The organism is Gordonia sp. X0973 (genome assembly GCF_013348785.1).
Classification (GTDB): Bacteria; Actinomycetota; Actinomycetes; order Mycobacteriales; family Mycobacteriaceae; genus Gordonia.
The window spans coordinates 732,997-751,502 of record NZ_CP054691.1; the positions used below are offsets into that span (position 1 = coordinate 732,997).

The window sequence follows — 18,506 nt, forward strand, 5'->3', positions numbered from 1 at the left end:
GATTGACCAGCTGGCTAAACAAGCGTTCAATGAATTGAACATGAGTTCAACGGCGGCTTCGAACGAGGATCGGACCACGCGGGCGCGAGTGCGCGACGCGGCGATCGACCTGTTCGCGCGCCAGGGATTCGACGCCACCGTGCGGGCGATCGCCGACGCCGCCGGTGTCAGCCCGGGGCTGGTCATCCACCACTTCGGCTCCAAGGCGGAACTGCGCGCTGAATGCGATGCCGCGGTCCTCGACGCGATCATCGGCGACAAGCGCGAGTTGATCGCCCCCAACGCCGATTTCGAGGCGTATCTGGAGAGCCTGGACAGCGACGAGACCCGACAGACGCAGGTCGTCTACCTGCTGCGCGCAGTGGCCGACGGCGGACCGGCGGCACAGCGGTTCATGCAGCGGGTCATCGCGCAGACGGAGGAGAGTCTGCGGCTCGGCGTCGAATCCGGTCTGCTCCGGCCGTCGGTCGATGAGGAGGGCCGGGCCCGCTACCTCGCCTACATCTCGATCGGCGCCCTGCTGATCGACACGGTCCTGCATCCGCCGGCGGACTGGTCCGATCCGGTGACCATCCTGCGCGGCTACATCGACCGCGTCGCGGTCCCCGGCGTCGAATTCGCCGTGTACGGCGTCGGCACCGACCCCGCCGCGCTCGATTCGGTACTCGCGGCACGAGACAACCACAACCGAACCAGGACGGGAGAACACTGATGGGCAATGTGATCGAGGTCGAGGGCCTCGTCAAGAAATTCGGCAAGTTCGCGGCGCTCGACGGGCTCGACCTGACCGTCGCGCAGGGCGAGGTCGCCGGATTCCTCGGGCCGAACGGCGCGGGTAAATCGACGACGATCCGGGTGCTGCTCGGCCTGTACCGCCGCAGCGGCGGGACGGCCCGCGTCTTCGGGGCGGACCCGTACACCGACGCCGTCGCCATCCATTCCCGTCTGGCCTACGTCCCCGGCGACGTCAGCCTGTGGCCGCAGCTGACCGGCGGGCAGTGCATCGACGTGCTGCTGCGGATGCGCGGCGTCGACCCGGACGGCAGCGCGAAGAGCGAGCTGATCGAGCGCTTCGAGCTCGACCCCACCAAGCGCAGCGGCACCTACTCCAAGGGGAACCGCCAGAAGGTCGCGCTGATCGCGGCGCTGGCCGCCCCGGCCGAACTGTTGATCTTCGACGAGCCCACCTCGGGACTGGACCCGCTGATGGCGCGACGCTTCGAGGACTGCACGCGCGAGGCGGCGGAGCGCGGGTCGGCCGTCCTCATGTCCAGCCACATCCTCGGCGAGGTCGAGGCGCTGTGCGAGTCGGTCACGATCATCCGCGCGGGCAAGACGGTGCAGGCCGGCACCCTCGACGAGCTCCGGCACCTGCGGCGCTCGCGCGTGCGGGCCACGGTCTCCGGTGCCGACGCGGCCGGTGTGCTGCGGGGGATCGACGGGGTGCACGACTTCGACGAGGAGACCTCGGCCGAGGGCACCGACGTCTCCTTCACCGTCTCCGAGGCCGACCTCGAAGCGGTGACCCGGGCCTTGGGCTCGCTCTCGGTCAGCCGTCTGCTCGTCGAACCGCCCAGCCTGGAGGAACTGTTCCTCCACGTCTACGACGGCGGAGCGGCCGCGGTGGCGGGGGGCGCGAAGTGACGGCAATCGCAGAAGTCCCAACGGCGGCGTCGGCCCGGCGCTCACCGAGCGAGTTGTTCGCCTCCACCGGGTTGCTCACCCGGCTGGATCTGCGTCGGGAACGGATCATCGCCCCGGTCACCGCGGTGCTGCTCGTGCTGACGAACTTCGCGACCATCTCGTCGATCGTCAAGCTCTACGGCACCCAGCAGGAGCGGGCCACCCTCGCCGCCGGGGCCGCGACGAACTCGGCGTTCAAACTGCTACTCGGCCCGTTGGAGCACCTGCAGTCCAACGCGGCGATCGCCTCCTGGCGCGCCGGCCTGTTCATGATCGCCGCGGCGGCGGCCTGCGCCGCCCTCATGGTGACGCGGCTGACCCGCAAGGAGGAGGAACTCGGTCGGTTGGAACTGGTGCGTGCCGGGCGTACCGGTCGTCTGGCCCCGATGGTGGCGGCCCTGGTCGTGTCCATCGGTTTCGCGGTGGTCGTCGGGGCCGGCATGGCCGCGGCAATGTCCTCGGCGGGCGCCACACCCGGGCAGGCCGCGCTGGTCGGCGGGCAGTACACCGGCACCGCGTTGGCGGCGATCGGGTTGGCGGCACTCACCGCGCAGGTCGCGACCACTGCCCGGCTGGCGAACATGATGGCGGTGTCGACGGTGATCGGCGGCTACGTGCTGCGCGGGGTCGGCGACGCCACCGGTGCGACGTGGCTGCGGTGGACCAACCCGGTCGGCTGGGCGCAGCAGATGGACCCGTTCGGCGCGGGCCGCTGGTGGCCGATGCTGCTGAGCGTCGCGGTATTCGTCCTCGCGGTCGCCGCCGGTGCCTGGGTGAGCGGGCATCGTGATCTCGACGCGGGCCTCGTCGCGCCGCGGCCGGGACCGGCGTCCTCGTCGATCGCCTCGCTCGAGCACCTCACCGTGCGGCTCAACCGCGGCGGATTCCTCGGCTGGCTGATCGGCATCGGCATCGGGTCGCTGACCATCGGCGTGCTCGTCACCGCTGCCGAGTCGCTGGCCTCGGGGAACTCGGGGATGCTCGACTACCTGCACCGCGTCGGCGGGCCGGGAGCCCTCACCAAGGTCTTCCTCGCCGTGATCATGACCTACCTCGGGTTCACCGCCGCGGCCTGGGCCGTGACCGCGGTGATCCGGGTGCGCGCCGACGAATCCGCCGGGCGTACCGAGGTGCTGCTGGCCACGCCGGCCTCCCGGTCGCGCTACCTGCTCAACCAGCTGGCGTTGGTCATCGGCGGGATCGTCATCCTGCTGGTGGTCGCCGGGCTGGTCGTCGGCCTCGGCGCCGGCGGGGTCACCGGTGACTGGTCGACGATGCTGTGGGATGCGCTGCGCAGCGCGTTGGTGCAGATCCCGGCCGCGCTGATCATCGGCGTCGGCCTCGTCACGATCTACGCCGTGGCGCCGCGCGTGGTCGCCGGGGCGGGGTGGGGGCTGATCACGGCGGCCTTCCTGCTCGGGCCGATGGGCGAACTGTTCGGACTGCCGCAGTGGATCCGCGACCTCTCCCCGTTCACCCACCTGCCGTTGGTGCCGTCCCAGCCGATGCGCTGGGCCCCGGTGCTGGTCCTCCTGCTGATCGCCGCCGTGCTCGCGGCGGTGGCCTGGTGGCGGTTCACCCGGCGCGACGTCGAGGGGGCCTGAGCGCTCAGTGCCTGCGGTTGCGCAGCGCCAGCAGGACACCGGCGAGGACGGCTGCCGTCGTCGACGCCAGGAGGATGGCGATCTTGGCGTGGTCGAGCGACGCCGGATCGGCGTCGAAGGTCAGCTCGGCGACCAGTAGTGACACCGTGAACCCGATCCCGGCGAGTACCGACACCCCGAAGACGTCGATCCAGCGGACGTCGGAGCCCAGTTTGGTCTTCGACAGGCGCAGGGTCAGCCAGGTCGTCCCGAAGATCCCGATCGGCTTGCCGAGCAGCAGTCCGGCCATGATGCCGACCGCGATCGGATCGGTCAGGGCGCCGGCCGGCGACCCACTGCCGCCGAGGCTGACGCCGGCCGAGAAGAAGGCGAATACCGGCACGGCGAAGCCGGCGGACAGCGGGCGGAAGCGGTGCTCGAACTGCGCGGCCAGACCGTCGTCGTCCGGGTGGTTGGCGGAGCCACGCAGGACCGGCACGGCGAAACCGAGCAGCACCCCGGCGATGGTCGAGTGGATTCCGGAGGCGTGGACGAACCCCCAGGTGAGGACACCCAGCGGCAGCAGCACCAGCCACGCCGCCCGCTGGTTCTCGGCGAACCAGTCGGCGTATCTGTGGGCGGCGAAGGCGAACGCGGCCAGCGGGATCAGCGCGAACAGGAGTGGGGGCAGGTCGAGTTTGTCGGTGTAGACGACGGCGATGATGACGATGGCGATGAGGTCGTCGACGACCGCCAGGGTCAGCAGGAACAGTCGCAGCGACGACGGGAGCCGCGAGCCGACGACGGCCAGCACCGCGACGGCGAAGGCGATGTCGGTGGCGGTCGGAATCGCCCAGCCGTGCGCGCCGGGGCCGCCGCGGTTGATCGCGAAGTAGATGAGCGCGGGCACGATGACGCCGCCGATCGCCGCGATCACCGGGACCAGCGCCGTGCGCGGGGAACGCAGCTCGCCGTCGACGATCTCGCGTTTGAGCTCCAGCCCGACGAGGAAGAAGAAGATGGCGAGCAGCCCGTCGGCGGCCCAATGCTCCATCGACAGGTCCAGGTGCCAGGGTGCGTATCCGACGACGGTGCCGCGGATCTTCTCGTAGGCGTCGGCCAGCGGGCTATTCGCGACGATCAGGGCGACGACGGCGGCGCCGACCAGCAGGAATCCGCCCACCGTCTCCTTGCGGAGGATTTCGGCGATGCGCAGGGTCTCCCTCGTCGACGAGGAGGGGGGAAAGGATTGCGGCTCGGGGCCGTCGGCGGTGCTCATCGGAGGATTCCTCGGGGTCGGCGAATGGACGCCGACCAGACTTCCCGGCACACCGGGTCCAACCCTATCGTGCGGAGTCTTCGTCGGCCGGCCATGTCAGATCGCTATCTCGGTGACCAACTCTTCGCGGGCCACGAGGGTCAGGGTGACGCCATCGCTCAGATGGAAGACCAAGCGGTCCCCGGCAAGCGGGTCCTGTAACGCGTCGACCGAATCGATGCGCGTGCCCATGACCGCGGCGAGTGGATCGTCGTCGCCAACGGGAAAGTCCGACCACTTCCCGTGGTCGGCGACCCACTGCGCGTTCTCGGCTGACAGCGGCGCGGTGAACGGATCGGTCCACGGGCCGGGGTAGACCCACATCGTCGTCCAGTCGCTATCAGTGTCCATCCAGACGACGGCTCCGTCGGACAACGTGAACTCGATCGGTCCCCGGGTCTCGTCGACGTGGTCGCGGTAGACGAAGAAGACGCGGCGGAGGCCGACGATCCGCCGGCCGTCGAACAGCTCCGAGGCATGATCGACGCCGAGGCGGCGAACAGCACCCGAGCCGGGCACTCGCTATACGGCGGGATCGGGGACGACGGTATTCCAGCCGGGCACGTCCTCGGGGCGGCGCGGCGGCGGGCCGGTGTAGATCGCGGCCGGGCGCACGAGGCGGCCGAGTTTCTTCTGCTCCAGGATGTGGGCACACCAGCCGGCCGAACGGCCACAGGTGAACATGGCCGGCATCATCGGCGCCGGGACCTCGGCGAAGTCGAGGATGACCGCGGCCCAGAACTCGACGTTGGTCTCGATCGCCCGGTCGGGGCGGCGCTCGCGCAGCTCGGTGAGCGCGGCCTGCTCCAGCGCGGCCGCGACCTCGAAGCGCGGGACGTTCAGCCGTCGCGCGGTCTCGCGCAGCACCCGGGCGCGGGGGTCCTCGGCGCGGTACACGCGGTGGCCGAAGCCCATCAGCTTCTCTTTACGGTCCAGGATGCCCTTGACCAGGGCCCGGGGATCGCCGGACTTCTCGACCTCGGCGATCATCGGCAGCACGCGCGCCGGGGCGCCGCCGTGCAGCGGGCCCGACATCGCGCCGATGGCGCCGGACAGCGCCGCGGCCACGTCGGCACCGGTCGACGCGATGACGCGGGCGGTGAACGTCGACGCGTTCATGCCGTGTTCGGCCGCGCTCACCCAGTAGGCGTCGATGGCCTCGGTGTGCTTCGGGTCGGGCTCGCCGCGCCAGCGGGTCATGAAGCGCTCGGTGACGGTGGCGCACTCGTCGATGCGGCTCTGCGGGACAGCGGGCTGATCACCGCGTGCGGACTGTGCCACGTACGAGAGCGTCATGACCGACGCCTTGGCCAGATCCGCGCGCGCCTGCTCGTCGTCGATGTCGAGGAGTGGCTCGAAACCCCACAGCGGTGCGAGCGTCGGGAGCGCGGCTTGGACGTCGACGCGCACGTCGCCGGACCTGGTCACCAGATCGAGCGGGGGAGCGGGGGCCAGCGACTTGCCGAACTCGCCGTCGACGAGGAGCGACCACACGTCGCCGAAGGTGACGCGGTTCTCCACCAGGTCTTCGATGTCGACGCCGCGGTAGCGGAGGTTGCCGCCGTCCTTGTCCGGCTCGGCGATCTCGGTGGTGAAGGCGACGACGCCCTCGAGGCCGGGGGTGAAACCTTCTGGCACGGCCGGACCGGTTGCGGTCATGGAGAACTCCCTGGTGGTTCGCTGCGGAACGTGTGCGGGCTGTGACGACGCTGGGCGCCGTGGACCTGATTCAGATCCTAAGCTTCCTGAGAGTAGCTTGGGCTGCTATGGAACCGCGCACCGAGCACCCGATCGATGTGGCCGGGATGCGCGTCGGATACGGCAGTCTCGCCGGGGTCGGCACCGGCGATGCGGCGACATCCGGTGCGGATGGCGTTGCCGAACATCTCGATTCGACGTGGCTCACCGGCGACCCGCCGTGGCTGGGCCTGTTCGAGCGGTGGCTGGGCGAGGCGATCGCCGCGCGGATCCCCGAACCGAACGCGATGGTCGTCGGGACGGTGGGCGCCGACGGGCGACCCGCGACGCGGACCGTGCTGTGCAAAGGCTTCAGCGCCGCCGGGATCACCTTCTTCACCGGCTACTCCTCCGCGAAGGGAGAGGCCCTCGCCGCACATCCCTTCGCGGCGCTGACCTTCCCGTGGATCGCGTTGGAGCGGCAGGTGCATCTGCGCGGTGCAGTGACCAAGGCCGACGCCCAGACCACGCGCGCTTACTGGGAGTCGCGTCCGCGCGGATCGCAGATCTCGGCCTACGCGTCGGCGCAGTCGCGGCCCATTGCCGGGCGGGCGGAGTTGGAGGAGTTGGCGGCACGGACCGCGCAGCGCTTCGGCGGCCTGGACGGCGACGAACCGATCCCGGTGCCCCCGGAGTGGGGCGGCTACCTCGTCGACGTCGACTACGCCGAGTTCTGGCAGGGGCGCGCCGACCGCCTGCACAACCGGGTGCGGGCGGTGCGCACCGACGACGGTTGGGACGTCGACCGGCTGCAGCCGTAGGCCCGCGAGTGAGACGACTACTCGCCGATACCCGGCCGCTCGCCACACCCGATTTCCGCCATCTGTGGGTCGCCAACATCGTCACGGTGATCGGCGCGCAACTCACCGTCGTCGCGGTGCCCATGCAGATCTACGCGCTGACGAAGAGTTCCGGATACGTCGGGTTGACGGGGTTGTTCGGCCTGGTGCCGCTGATCGCCTTCGGCCTGTGGGGTGGTGCGCTCGCCGACGTCTTCGACCGGCGCAAGATCCTGCTGGTCACCACGGTCGGCCTCATCGTCACGGCCTTCCTGTTCTTCGCGCAGGCGGCGTTGGGGCTGAACAACGTCTGGGTGCTGCTCGGGCTGTTCTCCCTGCAGCAGGCCTTCTTCGCGGTGAACCAGCCGACGCGCAGCGCGGTGCTGCCGCGCATCCTGCCGTTGGCGCAGCTACCCGCGGCCAACTCGCTGAACATGACCGTCATGCAGGCCGGCGCGATCGTCGGCCCGATGCTCGGCGGAATCCTGGTGCCCGTGCTGGGCTTTTCGCTGATGTACCTGCTCGACGGGTTGTCGCTGCTCACCACGCTGTGGGCGGTGTGGCGGCTGCCCGCGCTCGTGCCCGAGCGCGTCGACGGCGACGAGAAGCCGACGGTCGGGCTGCGCTCCATCGTCGACGGCCTGTCCTACCTGCGCGGGCACAAGGTGCTCCTGATGTCCTTCGTGGTCGATCTCATCGCGATGATCTTCGGAATGCCGCGGATCCTGTTTCCGCAGATCGCCCACGAGAGCTTCGGCGGACGCGTCGACGGCGGCTGGCAGGTGGCGTTGCTGTTCGCGTCGATCCCGTTGGGTGCGGTGCTCGGCGGGGTGTTCTCCGGTTGGGTCTCGCGGGTGAACCGGCAGGGGTTGGCCGTCGTCATCTGCATCGTCGTCTGGGGTGCGGCCGTGGCGGTCGCGGGATTCGCGCTGTTCGGCGCACACGGCACGTGGTTCCCGATCCTGCCGGTGGTCGTCGCCGCGCTGGTCGTCGGCGGTGCCGCCGACATGGTGTCCTCGGCATTCCGCATGACGATGCTCCAGTCCGCGGGAGACGACTCGGTGCGCGGCCGGTTGCAGGGCGTCTTCACCGTCGTCGTCGCGGGCGGGCCACGGTTGGCCGACGTGAGTCACGGCTGGGTGGCGGCGGCAGCGGGCACCGCCGTCGCCACGGCGGGCGGAGGTGTGGCGGTCGTGGTCCTGACGATCGTCGCGGCCCTCGCGGTGCCGGTGTTCGTGCGCTATCGAGTGTCGCCTCGGATCGAGGACACGACGCGTCTGCCCTGAGCGCGTTGCGGCTCGTGCCACTATGGCCGATGTGGATGTCATCGACCACGAGCCGCACTGGTGGTTCCTGCTGCGTGACGGCGATGACCTGCTGCTCGACGTCAATTGCAGCCACGGTCCGGTGGGGTACGCCTGGCTGATGGTGCTGAACGAGTCGGAACGCCGCGAATTCGAGGCGGACGGCCGTGCGGCATTGGGCCGGTTGGCCGATGCGATTCAGAACTCGGCTCCGGTGCTTGAGGATTCGACCTCGGTCTACCGGGGCCGGGACGTCTCCCACACCAGAAATCCAGCGGTGACCGATGCCGTTGCCCGTTGGCGTGCTCGCCATGCGGGGTCTGCGGAGAACCCAGCCGGATGACTCACCGCCTCCCGTCAGATCTCGGTGTAGCCGAGTCTGTTGCGGAGTCGGTGTTCGGTGGGTGATCGGGGTGGGTCTGGGTCGTTGTGGTCGCCGTGTGTGTTCGCGCTGTTGGTGTCGCCTCGGGATGCGGTGTGGAGGTAGCGGGTGGTGCCTTTGCCGCCGATGGCGCGGATGTTGTTGATTGCGACGCGGGCGAGGTCGTCGGGGTGGTGGCCGAGGTTGACGCGTGGTTGACCGGCGGTGCCGTTGTGGCATCGCAGTCGCCAGGCGACTCGTCCGGCGAATGGTCCGGTGCGTTGGTAGACCGTTTCCCATTGCCGTGGGCCCGGTCCCACGCGGCGGTTGTTGGGTCCGCTGGTGGCGGTGAGTTTGTCGATGTCGGTGAGTCCGCCCAATGCCCAGTCGGGTAGGTGGTGGGCTTCGGTGGTGATGAACGGTGTTTCCGAGTCGGGGTTGCTGTCGCCGCGGTCGCGGGCGAACAGGGCGCACCGTTGCGCCAGCGTCGCGCCGCGGCGGGCCCGCCCGTAGTACAGGACTTCGCGGGTGTGGTCGGCGAATACCACCAGCGACGGATCCAACTGGGCGGCGACGTCGATCAACTCGCCGATCGGGATCAACGTGCCCGTGGTGGTCAACCCGAACCCGCAACCGGCCTTCAAATCCGCGATCGACGCGGTGACGATGAATTGGCCGCGCACCGTGCGCCCCCGGCCCGCTGCCGCCCGATCCGCCGCCGGGTTCTGCGCGGTGTCGTCGCCGGTACGGGTGGTCTTCGCGGTGGGGTCGTCGGCCAGGACGTAGTCGAGGAGGGCTTCGAAGGCGTCGAGGTTGCGTTGCTCGGGGTTGCGGTCGTCCCGGGCCCGCGCCTGGGCCACGGTGTCCTTGACCGCGTCGTCGGACAGGTCCCGATCCGCCAACGCCCCTTCGACGCGGCAATCGGGGCCGTCGGCGGGATTGTTCATCCCCGGCGCGGCCCAATTGGTCAGAAACAATTCGAGCTTGGCCCGCACGATCGGCGGCAGATCCCCGGTCAGCTTCGACATCAGATCGGGGCCTTGTGGGCCCAGCGACAACCGGCGCCGCCGGGTGCGGTCGCGCTCGTCGGACAGGGTGCCATCCGGGTCGAGATAGGCCAGCAACGCGCTGCCCGCCGCACGCAACTGGAACGGCGTCAACTCGGTGGCCATCTCCGCCAAATCGGCTTCGGCCCGGGCACGGACTTCCGGCGGCAGCCGCCACGGAATCTTGCCCATGATGATGCCGATCTCGTCGACGTGTGCCCCGCCGATCAGGCCCGCGGCCACCGCCGCGGCGGTCGCCGGGAACTCCGGTTCCATCGTCTGCCCCGTCGGTGAGGTCAACCGCGCGATCTTGGCTGCGCGACGATAACGGCGGCGCGCCTCGAACCGGCCCAGCCGCAACCCCGTCGACAACCACCGCAAAGGATGGGTGAACCCCTCGCGGGTAAACGCACACCGATCGTTGATCTCGGTGAACAACTGCGCGTCGACACCCTCGATACGCCACCGCGACCGCTGCAACAACCGCGCCGTCGACACCAACTCGTCCTCAGTCAACCCAGCCCACACCGCCGACCCCAGCTTCACCGCCACCGCATCAGCCAACGCCACCAACTCCACCGGCGAATCCGGCAACCCCGACCCGTTCGCCTGGTCGACAGCCGACTCTCCGTCGACCAATCCGACACGACCCGTCGTAGTCACCCGATTCACCCCCTCACCAGTATGAACACCCGTTCACTCGAACTAATGTTCACACTACCCGCGACGTCTGACAACCGCGCTGGCTAGGTTTGGCTGGCGGGGTCTCGATACACCTTCTCGGCTAGCGCCTCGAAGGCACTCGACCACCGTGGGGACGACCACCGTAGGTGCACGTTCTCGGCTGGCCTCGAAGGCGCTCGACCCCTCGTGACCGACCACCGTGCCCGACCCCTCGTGACCGAGCACCGCGCCGGCTTGGACTCCAGGTCGGCGGGTTGCGCTAGTCGTCGACCTCGTTGGTCTGCCAGGGCAGGTTGGCGCGGCGTTGAGCATGGACCGGGCAGTAGTGGATCGGGTTGTCGCGCTCGGCGCCTGACGGCAGATTGCGCTTGGGGGTCTGCAGGATCGGCGCGTCGGCGGGCACGCGGCCGGCATGCCGGTCGTCGGCGTCGCGGGCGCGCGGATGCCTGCGATAGCGGGTCGGCACCAGCTTCATGCCAGTGGCGACGGCCGCCCCGAACAGGCGGAAGAGCTTCTCGTCGCGGTTGCTCCAGCTCAGCCCCATCATCTCGCGGACCGGTTCGTCGTAGAGGCCGGTCGTGATCCACAGGAAAGTGCGATTGGTCTGCACGGCCATCGGCTTCCACAGCCATCGGGGCGTCCACGACGGCATGAACGGGGGCGGGGGCAGCTGGGTGATGTCCAGGACGGTGCGCACCGCGGCGTGGTCGCGCAGCACGTGGCGGCACATGTGGTCCCAGTACTCGAGGAATTCCTCGTAGGTGTCGGGCACCGGCCGCATCGAGACTCCGTAATGCGAGTACCAGGTGCGCGATTCCTCGAACAGTCGGCGTTTGTCGGCTTCGGTGATCTTCGGTCCGAAGGCCTCCGCGCAGCGGACGTTGCCGTACCAGAAGGTGGCGTGCGCCCAGTAGAAGACGTCCGGGTCCAGCGCGTGGTAGCGGCCGCCGTCGTCCATCTGGCCCTTGATGGTCAGGTGGTAGTCGCGGACCTCGCGTCCGGTCGCGGCGGGATCGGGGTCGAAGACCACCCCGCCGATCGGGTAGATGGACCGCAACAGGCGTTCCCAGCGTTCGCCGAAGAAGTCCGAATGCTCCCACACGCCGGCCGCCAGTTTCGGGTGCATGTTCTGCATGGAGCCGGACCACAGCCCCATGAGCAGCCCGCGCCAATCGCCGAAGAACCGGTAGGTCGCCGAGCCGGGGCCGAGGTCGGGCAGGTTCGCGTCGTCGGGCTCGACGCGGCGGTGCTCGTCGGCGGGGTCGATCTGGGTGGGCTCGAGAACCTCGGTCATGAGACGAAAGTCTAAATCCGTCTCATCGGGTAGTCAATGGGCCGTCGTCAATGGCCCGGACGACGGGTCAGTCCGGCAGTTGGCGGATGTGGACCACCATCCCCGGCGTCAACTGTCCCGCGACGTCCATCGAGGCGGCGGTCAACACTGCCGCCACCGGGTAGCCGCCGGTGACCGGGTGGTCGGGGCCGAACAGGACGGGTTGGCCGCTCGGCGGGATCTGCACCGAGCCGTGCGCGATCCCCTCCGACGCGAGTTCGGGCAGGTCGGGAAGGTGTTCGACGGCGGGACCGTCACGTCGGTCGAGTCGGACCCCGACCCGGTTGCTCGCCGGGTTGACCGTCCAGGTGCCGGTGAACAGAGCCGCCGGATCGGTCAGTCGGTCGGCGCGTGGGCCCAGGGAGGCGGTCAGGAGGACCGGCGACCCCGAAACGGTCGGTTCGACCGGCGCCCACTGCGTGGCCGGCCACGGATCGGTCGGATCGCCGATGTGCAATTCGTCCCCGACGGCGAGTGCGGCCGGACCCAGCCCGGAGAGGGTGTCGGTGGCGAGCGACCCGAGGACGGCGCCGACGGGGGGTCCGCCGACGGCCGGTTGGCCGCCGACGATTCCGCCGCGGACCGCGACGTAGATGCGGCATCCGTGCACGGGGGCGCCCAGGCGCAGTACCTGCCCGTCGCGCAGCAGGAGGGTGGCGTTGTGGCCGACGGACCGATCGTCGACGAGTAGATCCGCGGGGGCGCCGGTCGCCGCGAGCACGGTGTCGCCGATCGCCCGGAGCGCCAGACCGCCGTAGGCGGCTTCGATACCGGCGCAATCGTCGTGATTGCCGACGAGCCGATTCGCCAGGCGCAGCGCCTCCCGGTCGGCCGCGCCCGACCGCGCCACGCCCAGGTGTGCGTTCCCGCCGCGTCCCAAGTCTTCGATGAGCGCCATCGGTCCGGTGGCCACCACGGCCAACCCCCGTCGCGCGCCGGGCCCGCTCACCGACCGGGCTCCGCGTCGAGATCGGCGAAGCGCACGATCGTGCCCGCGCGCAGCGGCGTGGGGGGATCGGCCGTGCTGTCCCAGAGCCGGATGTCGGTGTGGCCCAACAGGTTCCAGCCGCCCGGGCTGACCCCGGGATAGACCGCGGAGTAGCCGGCCGCCACCGCGACCGAACCGGCCGGCACCCGTGGGCGCGACTGGGCGCGCCGGGGCATCTCGCACGGCGGACAACTCTCGTCGGGATCGGCGGGGACGAGGTAGCCGAAGCCGGGGGCGAAACCCATGAACTCCACCCGCCAGCGCGTGCCCGTGTGGCTCGCGACGACCGCGCCGGTGGTCCAGCCGAGGTGCAGCGCGACGTCGTGCAGATCGGGCCCGTCGTAGCGCACCCCGATCACGATCTCGTCGTCGACGGCCTCCTCGACCGCGTCGGCGCCGCTGCGCAACGCGCGGCGCACGGCGAGGTGATCCAGACCCCGCGCCGGGGATCCCTGGACGAGGATCGTCGTCGCGGCGGGGACCAGGTCGACGACGCCGGGCAGCTCCCCCGCACCCAGCGCGCGGCGCAATGCCGCTGTGGCGTCGGCGGTTTCCTTCCGCGGTGCCGGGGTGGACCCGAAGTCGAGCAGCACCGCACCTCGGCCCGCTGGTCGCTCGCGCATGAGTCCAACCTATCCGCTGCGGTGTTGCGGGCATGTTGCGAACCAGACCCAGCTGCAACGAGGTGTGGGTGCAGGCGCTAGTTTGTAGTTGAAACTCTCACCTGAGTAAAGGGGTTCTCGTGTCTGCTGAAAACAGCGCAGCGACCGATTCGGCCTCGGCTACGTTCACCTACCCCGGTGGCCAGCTCGAGCTTCCTATCCTTGACGCCACCGACGGCAGTGATTCGGTGGCGCTGGGCAACTTCCTGTCGCAGACGGGGATGACGACCTACGACGGCGGTTTCGTGAACACCGCGTCGTGCAAGTCGGCCATCACCTACATCGACGGCGACCAGGGCATTCTGCGGTACCGCGGCATCCCCATCGACCAGCTCGCGGAGCGCTCGACCTTCATCGAGGTCAGCTACCTGCTGATCTACGGCGAACTCCCGACGCCGACGCAGCTGGCCGACTTCACCGAGCAGATCCAGCGGCACACCCTGTTGCACGAGGACCTCAAGCGCTTCTTCGACGGTTTCCCGCGCAACGCGCACCCGATGCCGGTGCTGTCGAGCGCCGTCAACGCGCTGTCGGCCTACTACCAGGATTCGCTGGACCCGAAGGATCCCGAGCAGGTCGACCTCTCGACCATCCGCCTGTTGGCGAAGCTGCCGACGATCGCGGCGTACGCGTACAAGAAGTCGGTCGGCCAGCCGTTCCTCTACCCGGACAACTCGCTCAACCTGGTGGAGAACTTCCTGCGCATGACCTTCGGCTTCCCGGCCGAGCCCTACGAGGTGGACCCCGAGGTCGCCAAGGCCCTCGACATGCTGTTCATCCTGCACGCCGACCACGAGCAGAACTGTTCGACGTCGACGGTCCGCCTCGTCGGATCGAGCCAGGCCAACCTGTTCACCTCGATCTCCGGCGGGATCAACGCGCTGTGGGGCCCGCTGCACGGCGGCGCCAACCAGGCGGTCCTGGAGATGCTCGACGAGATCCGCGCCGACGGCGGCGACACCAAGAAGTTCATGACGCGCGTCAAGAACAAGGAAGACGGCGTGAAGCTCATGGGCTTCGGGCACCGCGTCTACAAGAACTACGACCCGCGCGCGGCGATCGTGAAGAAGACCGCCGACCAGATCCTGGCGACCCTCGGCGTGAGCGACGACCTGCTCGACATCGCGAAGGGCCTCGAAGAGGTCGCGTTGCACGACGACTACTTCGTCGAGCGCAAGCTCTACCCGAACGTCGACTTCTACACCGGCGTCATCTACCGGGCGATGGGCTTCCCGACCCGCATGTTCACCGTGCTGTTCGCCCTCGGCCGACTGCCCGGCTGGATCGCCCACTGGCGCGAGATGCACAACGATCCGACCACCAAGATCGGCCGACCGCGCCAGCTCTACATCGGCCACACCGAGCGCGACTACATCGAGATGGGGAAGCGGTAATCATGGCGAATCTGGAGAAGCCCGAAGTCGAGTTCCCGGACGGCCCCGCGCCGACCGAGCTGGAGATCACCGACATCGTCGTCGGCGACGGCGACGAGGCGCTGCCCGGCTCGACCGTCGACGTCCACTACGTCGGCGTCGAATACGACAGCGGCGAGGAGTTCGACTCGTCGTGGAGCCGCGGCGAGTCCGTCGATTTCCCGCTCAACCGGCTGATCCCCGGTTGGCAGGAGGGCATCCCGGGCATGAAGGTGGGCGGCCGTCGTCGTCTCGTCGTGCCCCCGGCCCTCGCCTACGGGCCGGCCGGTGCCGGTCACCGGCTCTCGGGCAAGACCCTCGTCTTCGTGATCGACCTGCTCGGCGTCAGCTAGCGGTCACCCGCACGTCAGACGAAGAACGCCCCGGCAGCTGCCGGGGCGTTCTTTTTGGCTTCTCAGCCGGCGCTTCGCAACCAGCGCGCTCAGCTGAGCGGGGGCGGCGGCGGATCGTTGCGCATCGCGCACAACGCCCTTGCCCGGTCGCCGTGGCCGGTCCGTGTGATCTTCAGCTTGCGGTTGACGCTGAGCTTGCAGGTCGCCGACTGGCCCTCCTGCTGGATCTTCACCGCGAGGATCTGCACCGGCACCTTGCTGATGAAACTGATCCGACGGTGGTATTGCCCGGTGGGCAGTTTCTCGTCCTGGCGGAAGTCGAAGTGCTGCTGGCGCAGGATATTGACCCCGTTGTAGTACGAGACCGTCGTCCACGTGGTGTCGGAGTAGACGTCGAAGGTGATGAGGTCGCCGTTGCCCGGGTAACGCCAGCTCGCGTCGGCGTGACCGGCGGTGGCGGCGCCCACGCCGATGGCGGCGGCGACGGTGGCGAGGGCGGCAGCGGCGGAGATCCGCAGAGTCGGGGTGCGCATGGGGTGAAAGTCTAGCCAGCCGGCGCGCGGACGGGGGCGGGACGGTAGGTTGGCGGCCATGATCTACAGCTCAACACAGGATTTGGTAACCACAATCGAGCTCGGGCGGGAAGACAAGCGCAACGCTCTCGACGAGGAGATGGTCGCCCAGCTGTCCGACGCCTTCGCCGCCGCCGTCGACGGGGGATCGCGCACCATCGTGCTGACCGGGCGCGGCCCGGTCTTCTGCGCCGGCGCCGACCTGTCCGGCCCGGTGTACGACCCGGCCTTCCTGGACAAGCTGGTCGCGACGTTGCGCGAGATCGAGGCGGTCCCGGTCCCGGTGATCGCCGCCCTCAACGGTGCCGCGCTGGGTGCGGGGCTGCAGCTCGCGATGGCCGCGGACCTGCGCGTGATGGTCCCCGGCGCCCTGGCCGGAATCCCGGCGGCGAAGATCGGCGTCGCCGTCGACGAGTGGACCATCCGACGGCTGGTCTCGCTGGTCGGGGCGGGCCATGCGCGCGGCATGCTCATCGGCTGCGAGCCCCTCACCGCCGACCGCGCGCTCTCGGTCGGGTTCGCCAACCGGGTCGGCGACCTCGCCGACGCGCAGCACTGGGCCGCCACTCTCGCGACGCTGGCCCCCCTGACGCTGCAGCACTACAAGCTGGTCCTCAACGGCGACGGCGCCCGCGACGAGGCGCCCGCCGAGCGGGCCGAGGCGATGATGCGCGCATGGACGAGCGAGGATCTCGCGGAGGGTCGCGCGGCGCGCGTCGAACGCCGGACACCGGTGTTCCAGGGGCGCTGAGGTCTCAGTCGCCCGAGAACCGGATCTCCCCGCTGCTCACAGGAAGCACTTCCCCTCGCCGCGGTAGGTCGGCACGACGTCGATGACGCGCGGGCCGCCGTCGGCGCCGCGGTCGATGATGGCCGCCTCGGTGGCGTGCTCGGCCGGTTCGCCGGACTTGGTGTGGCGGAACCAGACGCGGTCGCCGATGTCGAGGCGCCGGGCGCCGTGCCCGCGCAGCGGTGTCTGCACCTCACCGGCTGCCTCGGCGGGAACATAGGAGAGGTCCGCGGGCCACACCGGCCGCGGTAGCCGGTCGAGTCCGGGTGGACCAGAGGCGATCCAGCCGCCGCCCAGTGTCGTGACGATGTCGCGGGCCGGGCGTCGCACGACGTCCAGGCCGAAGGACATGGCCGGTGCCGGCCGGAAATGCGCGTAGCCGTCGAAGAGGTGGCCGCCGAAGAATCCACTGCCCGCGGCGATGTCGGTCACCGACGGATCGGCCGCGGTTGCCTCGATCGAGCCGGTGCCACCGGCGTTGACGAATTCGAGGTCGGCCACGTCGCGGATCGCCGCGATCGCCTTGCCGCGTCGACGGATCAGTTCGCGCATCGAGCGCGATTGGACGACACCGATCGCCTGGTTGCGGATCGCACCGTCGACATCGTTGGCCACCCCGGCGACCTGCGCCTCGTAGGACATGACGCCGACGAGGGCCAATCCCGGACGGGCGGCGATCGTGCGGGCCAAGGTCTTCGCGTCGCCGACCGTGTGCACCGGCGAACGGCGCACGCCGAGGTGGACGAGGCCGCGCGCATAGCGCAGCGAGGCGTCGAGGTCGATCGCGACGCGGACGACCCCCCGCGTCGACGGCGGGGCGGCGACGTCGACGGCGTCGAGGTGTTCGACCGAGTCCACCAGGAGGGTGACCCGGGCGCGGGCCTCGTCGTCGGCGATCAGCGCGGCGAGCGCGGCCGTCGACACCGACGGGTAGCCGAGCAGCACGTCGGGGATCTCGGCGACGGTGGCCAGCCAGCGCGCCTCGTCGACGGTGTAGGCGAGCACACCGGCGAAGCCGTCACGGCGCAGGATGTCGCTGATCACCGAGCGGATGCGCAGCGATTTGCTCGCGACCCGGATCGGCACCCCACCCGCTCGACGGCGCAGGTCGGCGATGTTGTGTTCGAGGGCCAGCGCGTCGATGGCCAGCACCGGGGCCGACAGGCGGGCGGCGCGAACGGCGGCGTCGATCGCGGCCCAGTACGCATCCGGGTCGGTCCGCCACTCCTCGGTCATGGCCGTTTGGCCAGGTCGTCCTCGGCCGCGTAGGAGAGCATCCAGCGCACCGTCCCGTCGACCACGCGGCGGGTGATCGTCTTGTCCGCGGTGGTCAACCACGTCATCGTGATGGCGTTGGTGGACGCGATCATCAAGGTGCCCAACTCCTCGGCGTCGATGGTCCACCTCGTCCCGTTCATCTCGGCCACCGAGCGCAGGGTGTTCGCGGCGAGCGCGTAGAGGCGGTCCCACATCTGCCGTCCCACGGCCTGTAGCTCGGGATGGTTGTGCGCGTAGATGGCCAGGGACACGGTCGCCTGCAGCCGGCCGGGATCGACGAGCATCAGCTCGTACAGGTTGTGCAGCGACTCCGACATCTCCCGTTCGACGCCGGCGAGGCCGCGGAGACCGTCGGCGGGTTCCCGGACCTCGTCGACGAGGGAGGTCAGGTCGCGCGGCACGGCCTGGTCGATCACCGCGGCCAGCAACGCCATGCGGGATTCGAAGGCGTAGTGGAAACTCGCCAGCGGCATCTGGGCCTGCGCGCAGATCTTGCGGGTCGTCGCCCCTTCCACCCCGTGGTCGGCGATAACCCGGTAGGCCGCGTCGATCAGAGCCTCCCGACGCTGCTCAACCGTCATGCGCGCCATGAACATCCTTACTCGCCCCGGACCCCGGTCCGG

19 protein-coding genes are annotated in these 18,506 nt (G+C 69.7%); 9 read left to right on the top strand and 10 right to left on the bottom strand.

Going from position 1 to position 18,506, the window contains the following annotated elements:
* Positions 1-40: 40 nt before the first annotated feature.
* Genes HUN08_RS03620 through HUN08_RS03630 form a run of 3 tightly spaced genes read left to right on the top strand, consistent with a single transcriptional unit; the run spans position 41 to position 3,287 of the window.
* Positions 41-712: a TetR/AcrR family transcriptional regulator gene (locus HUN08_RS03620; protein ID WP_124248582.1), complete on the top strand. Its 672-nt coding sequence runs from the start codon at positions 41-43 to the stop codon at positions 710-712.
* A complete protein-coding gene (locus tag HUN08_RS03625; protein ID WP_124248581.1) occupies positions 712-1,644 on the top strand; it encodes an ABC transporter ATP-binding protein in 933 nt (310 codons plus the stop codon). Before HUN08_RS03620 ends, HUN08_RS03625 begins: the two co-directional genes overlap by 1 nt.
* The gene (locus HUN08_RS03630; protein ID WP_301546870.1) at positions 1,641-3,287 is read left to right on the top strand and encodes an ABC transporter permease; all 1,647 of its coding nucleotides are present in this window, start codon (positions 1,641-1,643) and stop codon (positions 3,285-3,287) included. Before HUN08_RS03625 ends, HUN08_RS03630 begins: the two co-directional genes overlap by 4 nt.
* A gap of 4 nt (positions 3,288-3,291) precedes the next feature.
* Here the strand turns inward: HUN08_RS03630 and nhaA are convergent, their stop codons facing one another.
* From nhaA to HUN08_RS03645, 3 genes are all read right to left on the bottom strand, one after another.
* Positions 3,292-4,545 carry a Na+/H+ antiporter NhaA gene (gene nhaA, locus HUN08_RS03635; RefSeq protein WP_124248580.1) on the bottom strand — a complete coding sequence of 418 codons (1,254 nt, stop codon included), beginning with the start codon at positions 4,543-4,545 and terminating at the stop codon, positions 3,292-3,294.
* A gap of 96 nt (positions 4,546-4,641) precedes the next feature.
* Positions 4,642-5,103, bottom strand: a complete 462-nt coding sequence (locus tag HUN08_RS03640; protein WP_124248579.1) for a hypothetical protein — start codon at positions 5,101-5,103, stop codon at positions 4,642-4,644.
* Between the two features lie 3 nt (positions 5,104-5,106).
* Complete coding sequence (locus HUN08_RS03645; protein ID WP_124248578.1) at positions 5,107-6,243, bottom strand: citrate synthase 2; 1,137 nt, start codon at positions 6,241-6,243, stop codon at positions 5,107-5,109.
* 107 nt (positions 6,244-6,350) lie between these two features.
* On the opposite strand from HUN08_RS03645, the gene pdxH reads away from it, so the two are divergent.
* The 3 genes from pdxH to HUN08_RS03660 are packed head-to-tail and all read left to right on the top strand — an operon-like array spanning position 6,351 to position 8,747.
* Complete coding sequence (gene pdxH, locus HUN08_RS03650) at positions 6,351-7,082, top strand: pyridoxamine 5'-phosphate oxidase (protein WP_124248577.1); 732 nt, start codon at positions 6,351-6,353, stop codon at positions 7,080-7,082.
* Positions 7,083-7,090: 8 nt separating this feature from the next.
* Positions 7,091-8,386 (top strand): MFS transporter, encoded by a 1,296-nt coding sequence (locus HUN08_RS03655; RefSeq protein WP_124248576.1) that lies wholly within the window; start codon positions 7,091-7,093, stop codon positions 8,384-8,386.
* 31 nt (positions 8,387-8,417) lie between these two features.
* Positions 8,418-8,747, top strand: a complete 330-nt coding sequence (locus HUN08_RS03660; protein ID WP_124248575.1) for a hypothetical protein — start codon at positions 8,418-8,420, stop codon at positions 8,745-8,747.
* 14 nt (positions 8,748-8,761) lie between these two features.
* Here the strand turns inward: HUN08_RS03660 and HUN08_RS03665 are convergent, their stop codons facing one another.
* The 4 genes from HUN08_RS03665 to HUN08_RS03680 all read right to left on the bottom strand — a co-directional run bounded on the left by HUN08_RS03665 (position 8,762) and on the right by HUN08_RS03680 (position 13,439).
* A complete protein-coding gene (locus HUN08_RS03665; RefSeq protein ID WP_174900865.1) occupies positions 8,762-10,474 on the bottom strand; it encodes a DUF222 domain-containing protein in 1,713 nt (570 codons plus the stop codon).
* 280 nt (positions 10,475-10,754) lie between these two features.
* Positions 10,755-11,789, bottom strand: coding sequence for an oxygenase MpaB family protein (locus HUN08_RS03670; protein ID WP_124249130.1), 1,035 nt, complete (start codon positions 11,787-11,789; stop codon positions 10,755-10,757).
* 67 nt (positions 11,790-11,856) lie between these two features.
* Positions 11,857-12,777 (bottom strand): biotin-dependent carboxyltransferase family protein, encoded by a 921-nt coding sequence (locus tag HUN08_RS03675; RefSeq protein WP_367649937.1) that lies wholly within the window; start codon positions 12,775-12,777, stop codon positions 11,857-11,859.
* Positions 12,774-13,439 carry an allophanate hydrolase subunit 1 gene (locus HUN08_RS03680; RefSeq protein ID WP_124249129.1) on the bottom strand — a complete coding sequence of 222 codons (666 nt, stop codon included), beginning with the start codon at positions 13,437-13,439 and terminating at the stop codon, positions 12,774-12,776. The genes HUN08_RS03675 and HUN08_RS03680 overlap by 4 nt, the downstream gene beginning before the upstream one ends.
* A 119-nt stretch (positions 13,440-13,558) precedes the next feature.
* On the opposite strand from HUN08_RS03680, the gene HUN08_RS03685 reads away from it, so the two are divergent.
* Together HUN08_RS03685 and HUN08_RS03690 are read left to right on the top strand one after the other, a co-directional pair.
* A complete protein-coding gene (locus tag HUN08_RS03685; RefSeq protein WP_124249128.1) occupies positions 13,559-14,872 on the top strand; it encodes a citrate synthase in 1,314 nt (437 codons plus the stop codon).
* A gap of 2 nt (positions 14,873-14,874) precedes the next feature.
* A complete protein-coding gene (locus tag HUN08_RS03690) occupies positions 14,875-15,243 on the top strand; it encodes an FKBP-type peptidyl-prolyl cis-trans isomerase (RefSeq protein WP_124249127.1) in 369 nt (122 codons plus the stop codon).
* 89 nt (positions 15,244-15,332) lie between these two features.
* Here HUN08_RS03690 and HUN08_RS03695 read toward each other — a convergent pair whose 3' ends face one another.
* Positions 15,333-15,776, bottom strand: coding sequence for a hypothetical protein (locus tag HUN08_RS03695; protein ID WP_124249126.1), 444 nt, complete (start codon positions 15,774-15,776; stop codon positions 15,333-15,335).
* Positions 15,777-15,834: 58 nt separating this feature from the next.
* On the opposite strand from HUN08_RS03695, the gene HUN08_RS03700 reads away from it, so the two are divergent.
* The gene (locus HUN08_RS03700; protein ID WP_124249125.1) at positions 15,835-16,566 is read left to right on the top strand and encodes an enoyl-CoA hydratase; all 732 of its coding nucleotides are present in this window, start codon (positions 15,835-15,837) and stop codon (positions 16,564-16,566) included.
* Between the two features lie 36 nt (positions 16,567-16,602).
* Here the strand turns inward: HUN08_RS03700 and HUN08_RS03705 are convergent, their stop codons facing one another.
* Both HUN08_RS03705 and HUN08_RS03710 read right to left on the bottom strand, forming a co-directional pair.
* The gene (locus tag HUN08_RS03705) at positions 16,603-17,841 is read right to left on the bottom strand and encodes an alanine racemase (protein WP_124249124.1); all 1,239 of its coding nucleotides are present in this window, start codon (positions 17,839-17,841) and stop codon (positions 16,603-16,605) included.
* Positions 17,838-18,473 carry a TetR/AcrR family transcriptional regulator gene (locus HUN08_RS03710; protein ID WP_124249123.1) on the bottom strand — a complete coding sequence of 212 codons (636 nt, stop codon included), beginning with the start codon at positions 18,471-18,473 and terminating at the stop codon, positions 17,838-17,840. The genes HUN08_RS03705 and HUN08_RS03710 overlap by 4 nt, the downstream gene beginning before the upstream one ends.
* Positions 18,474-18,506: the final 33 nt, after the last annotated feature.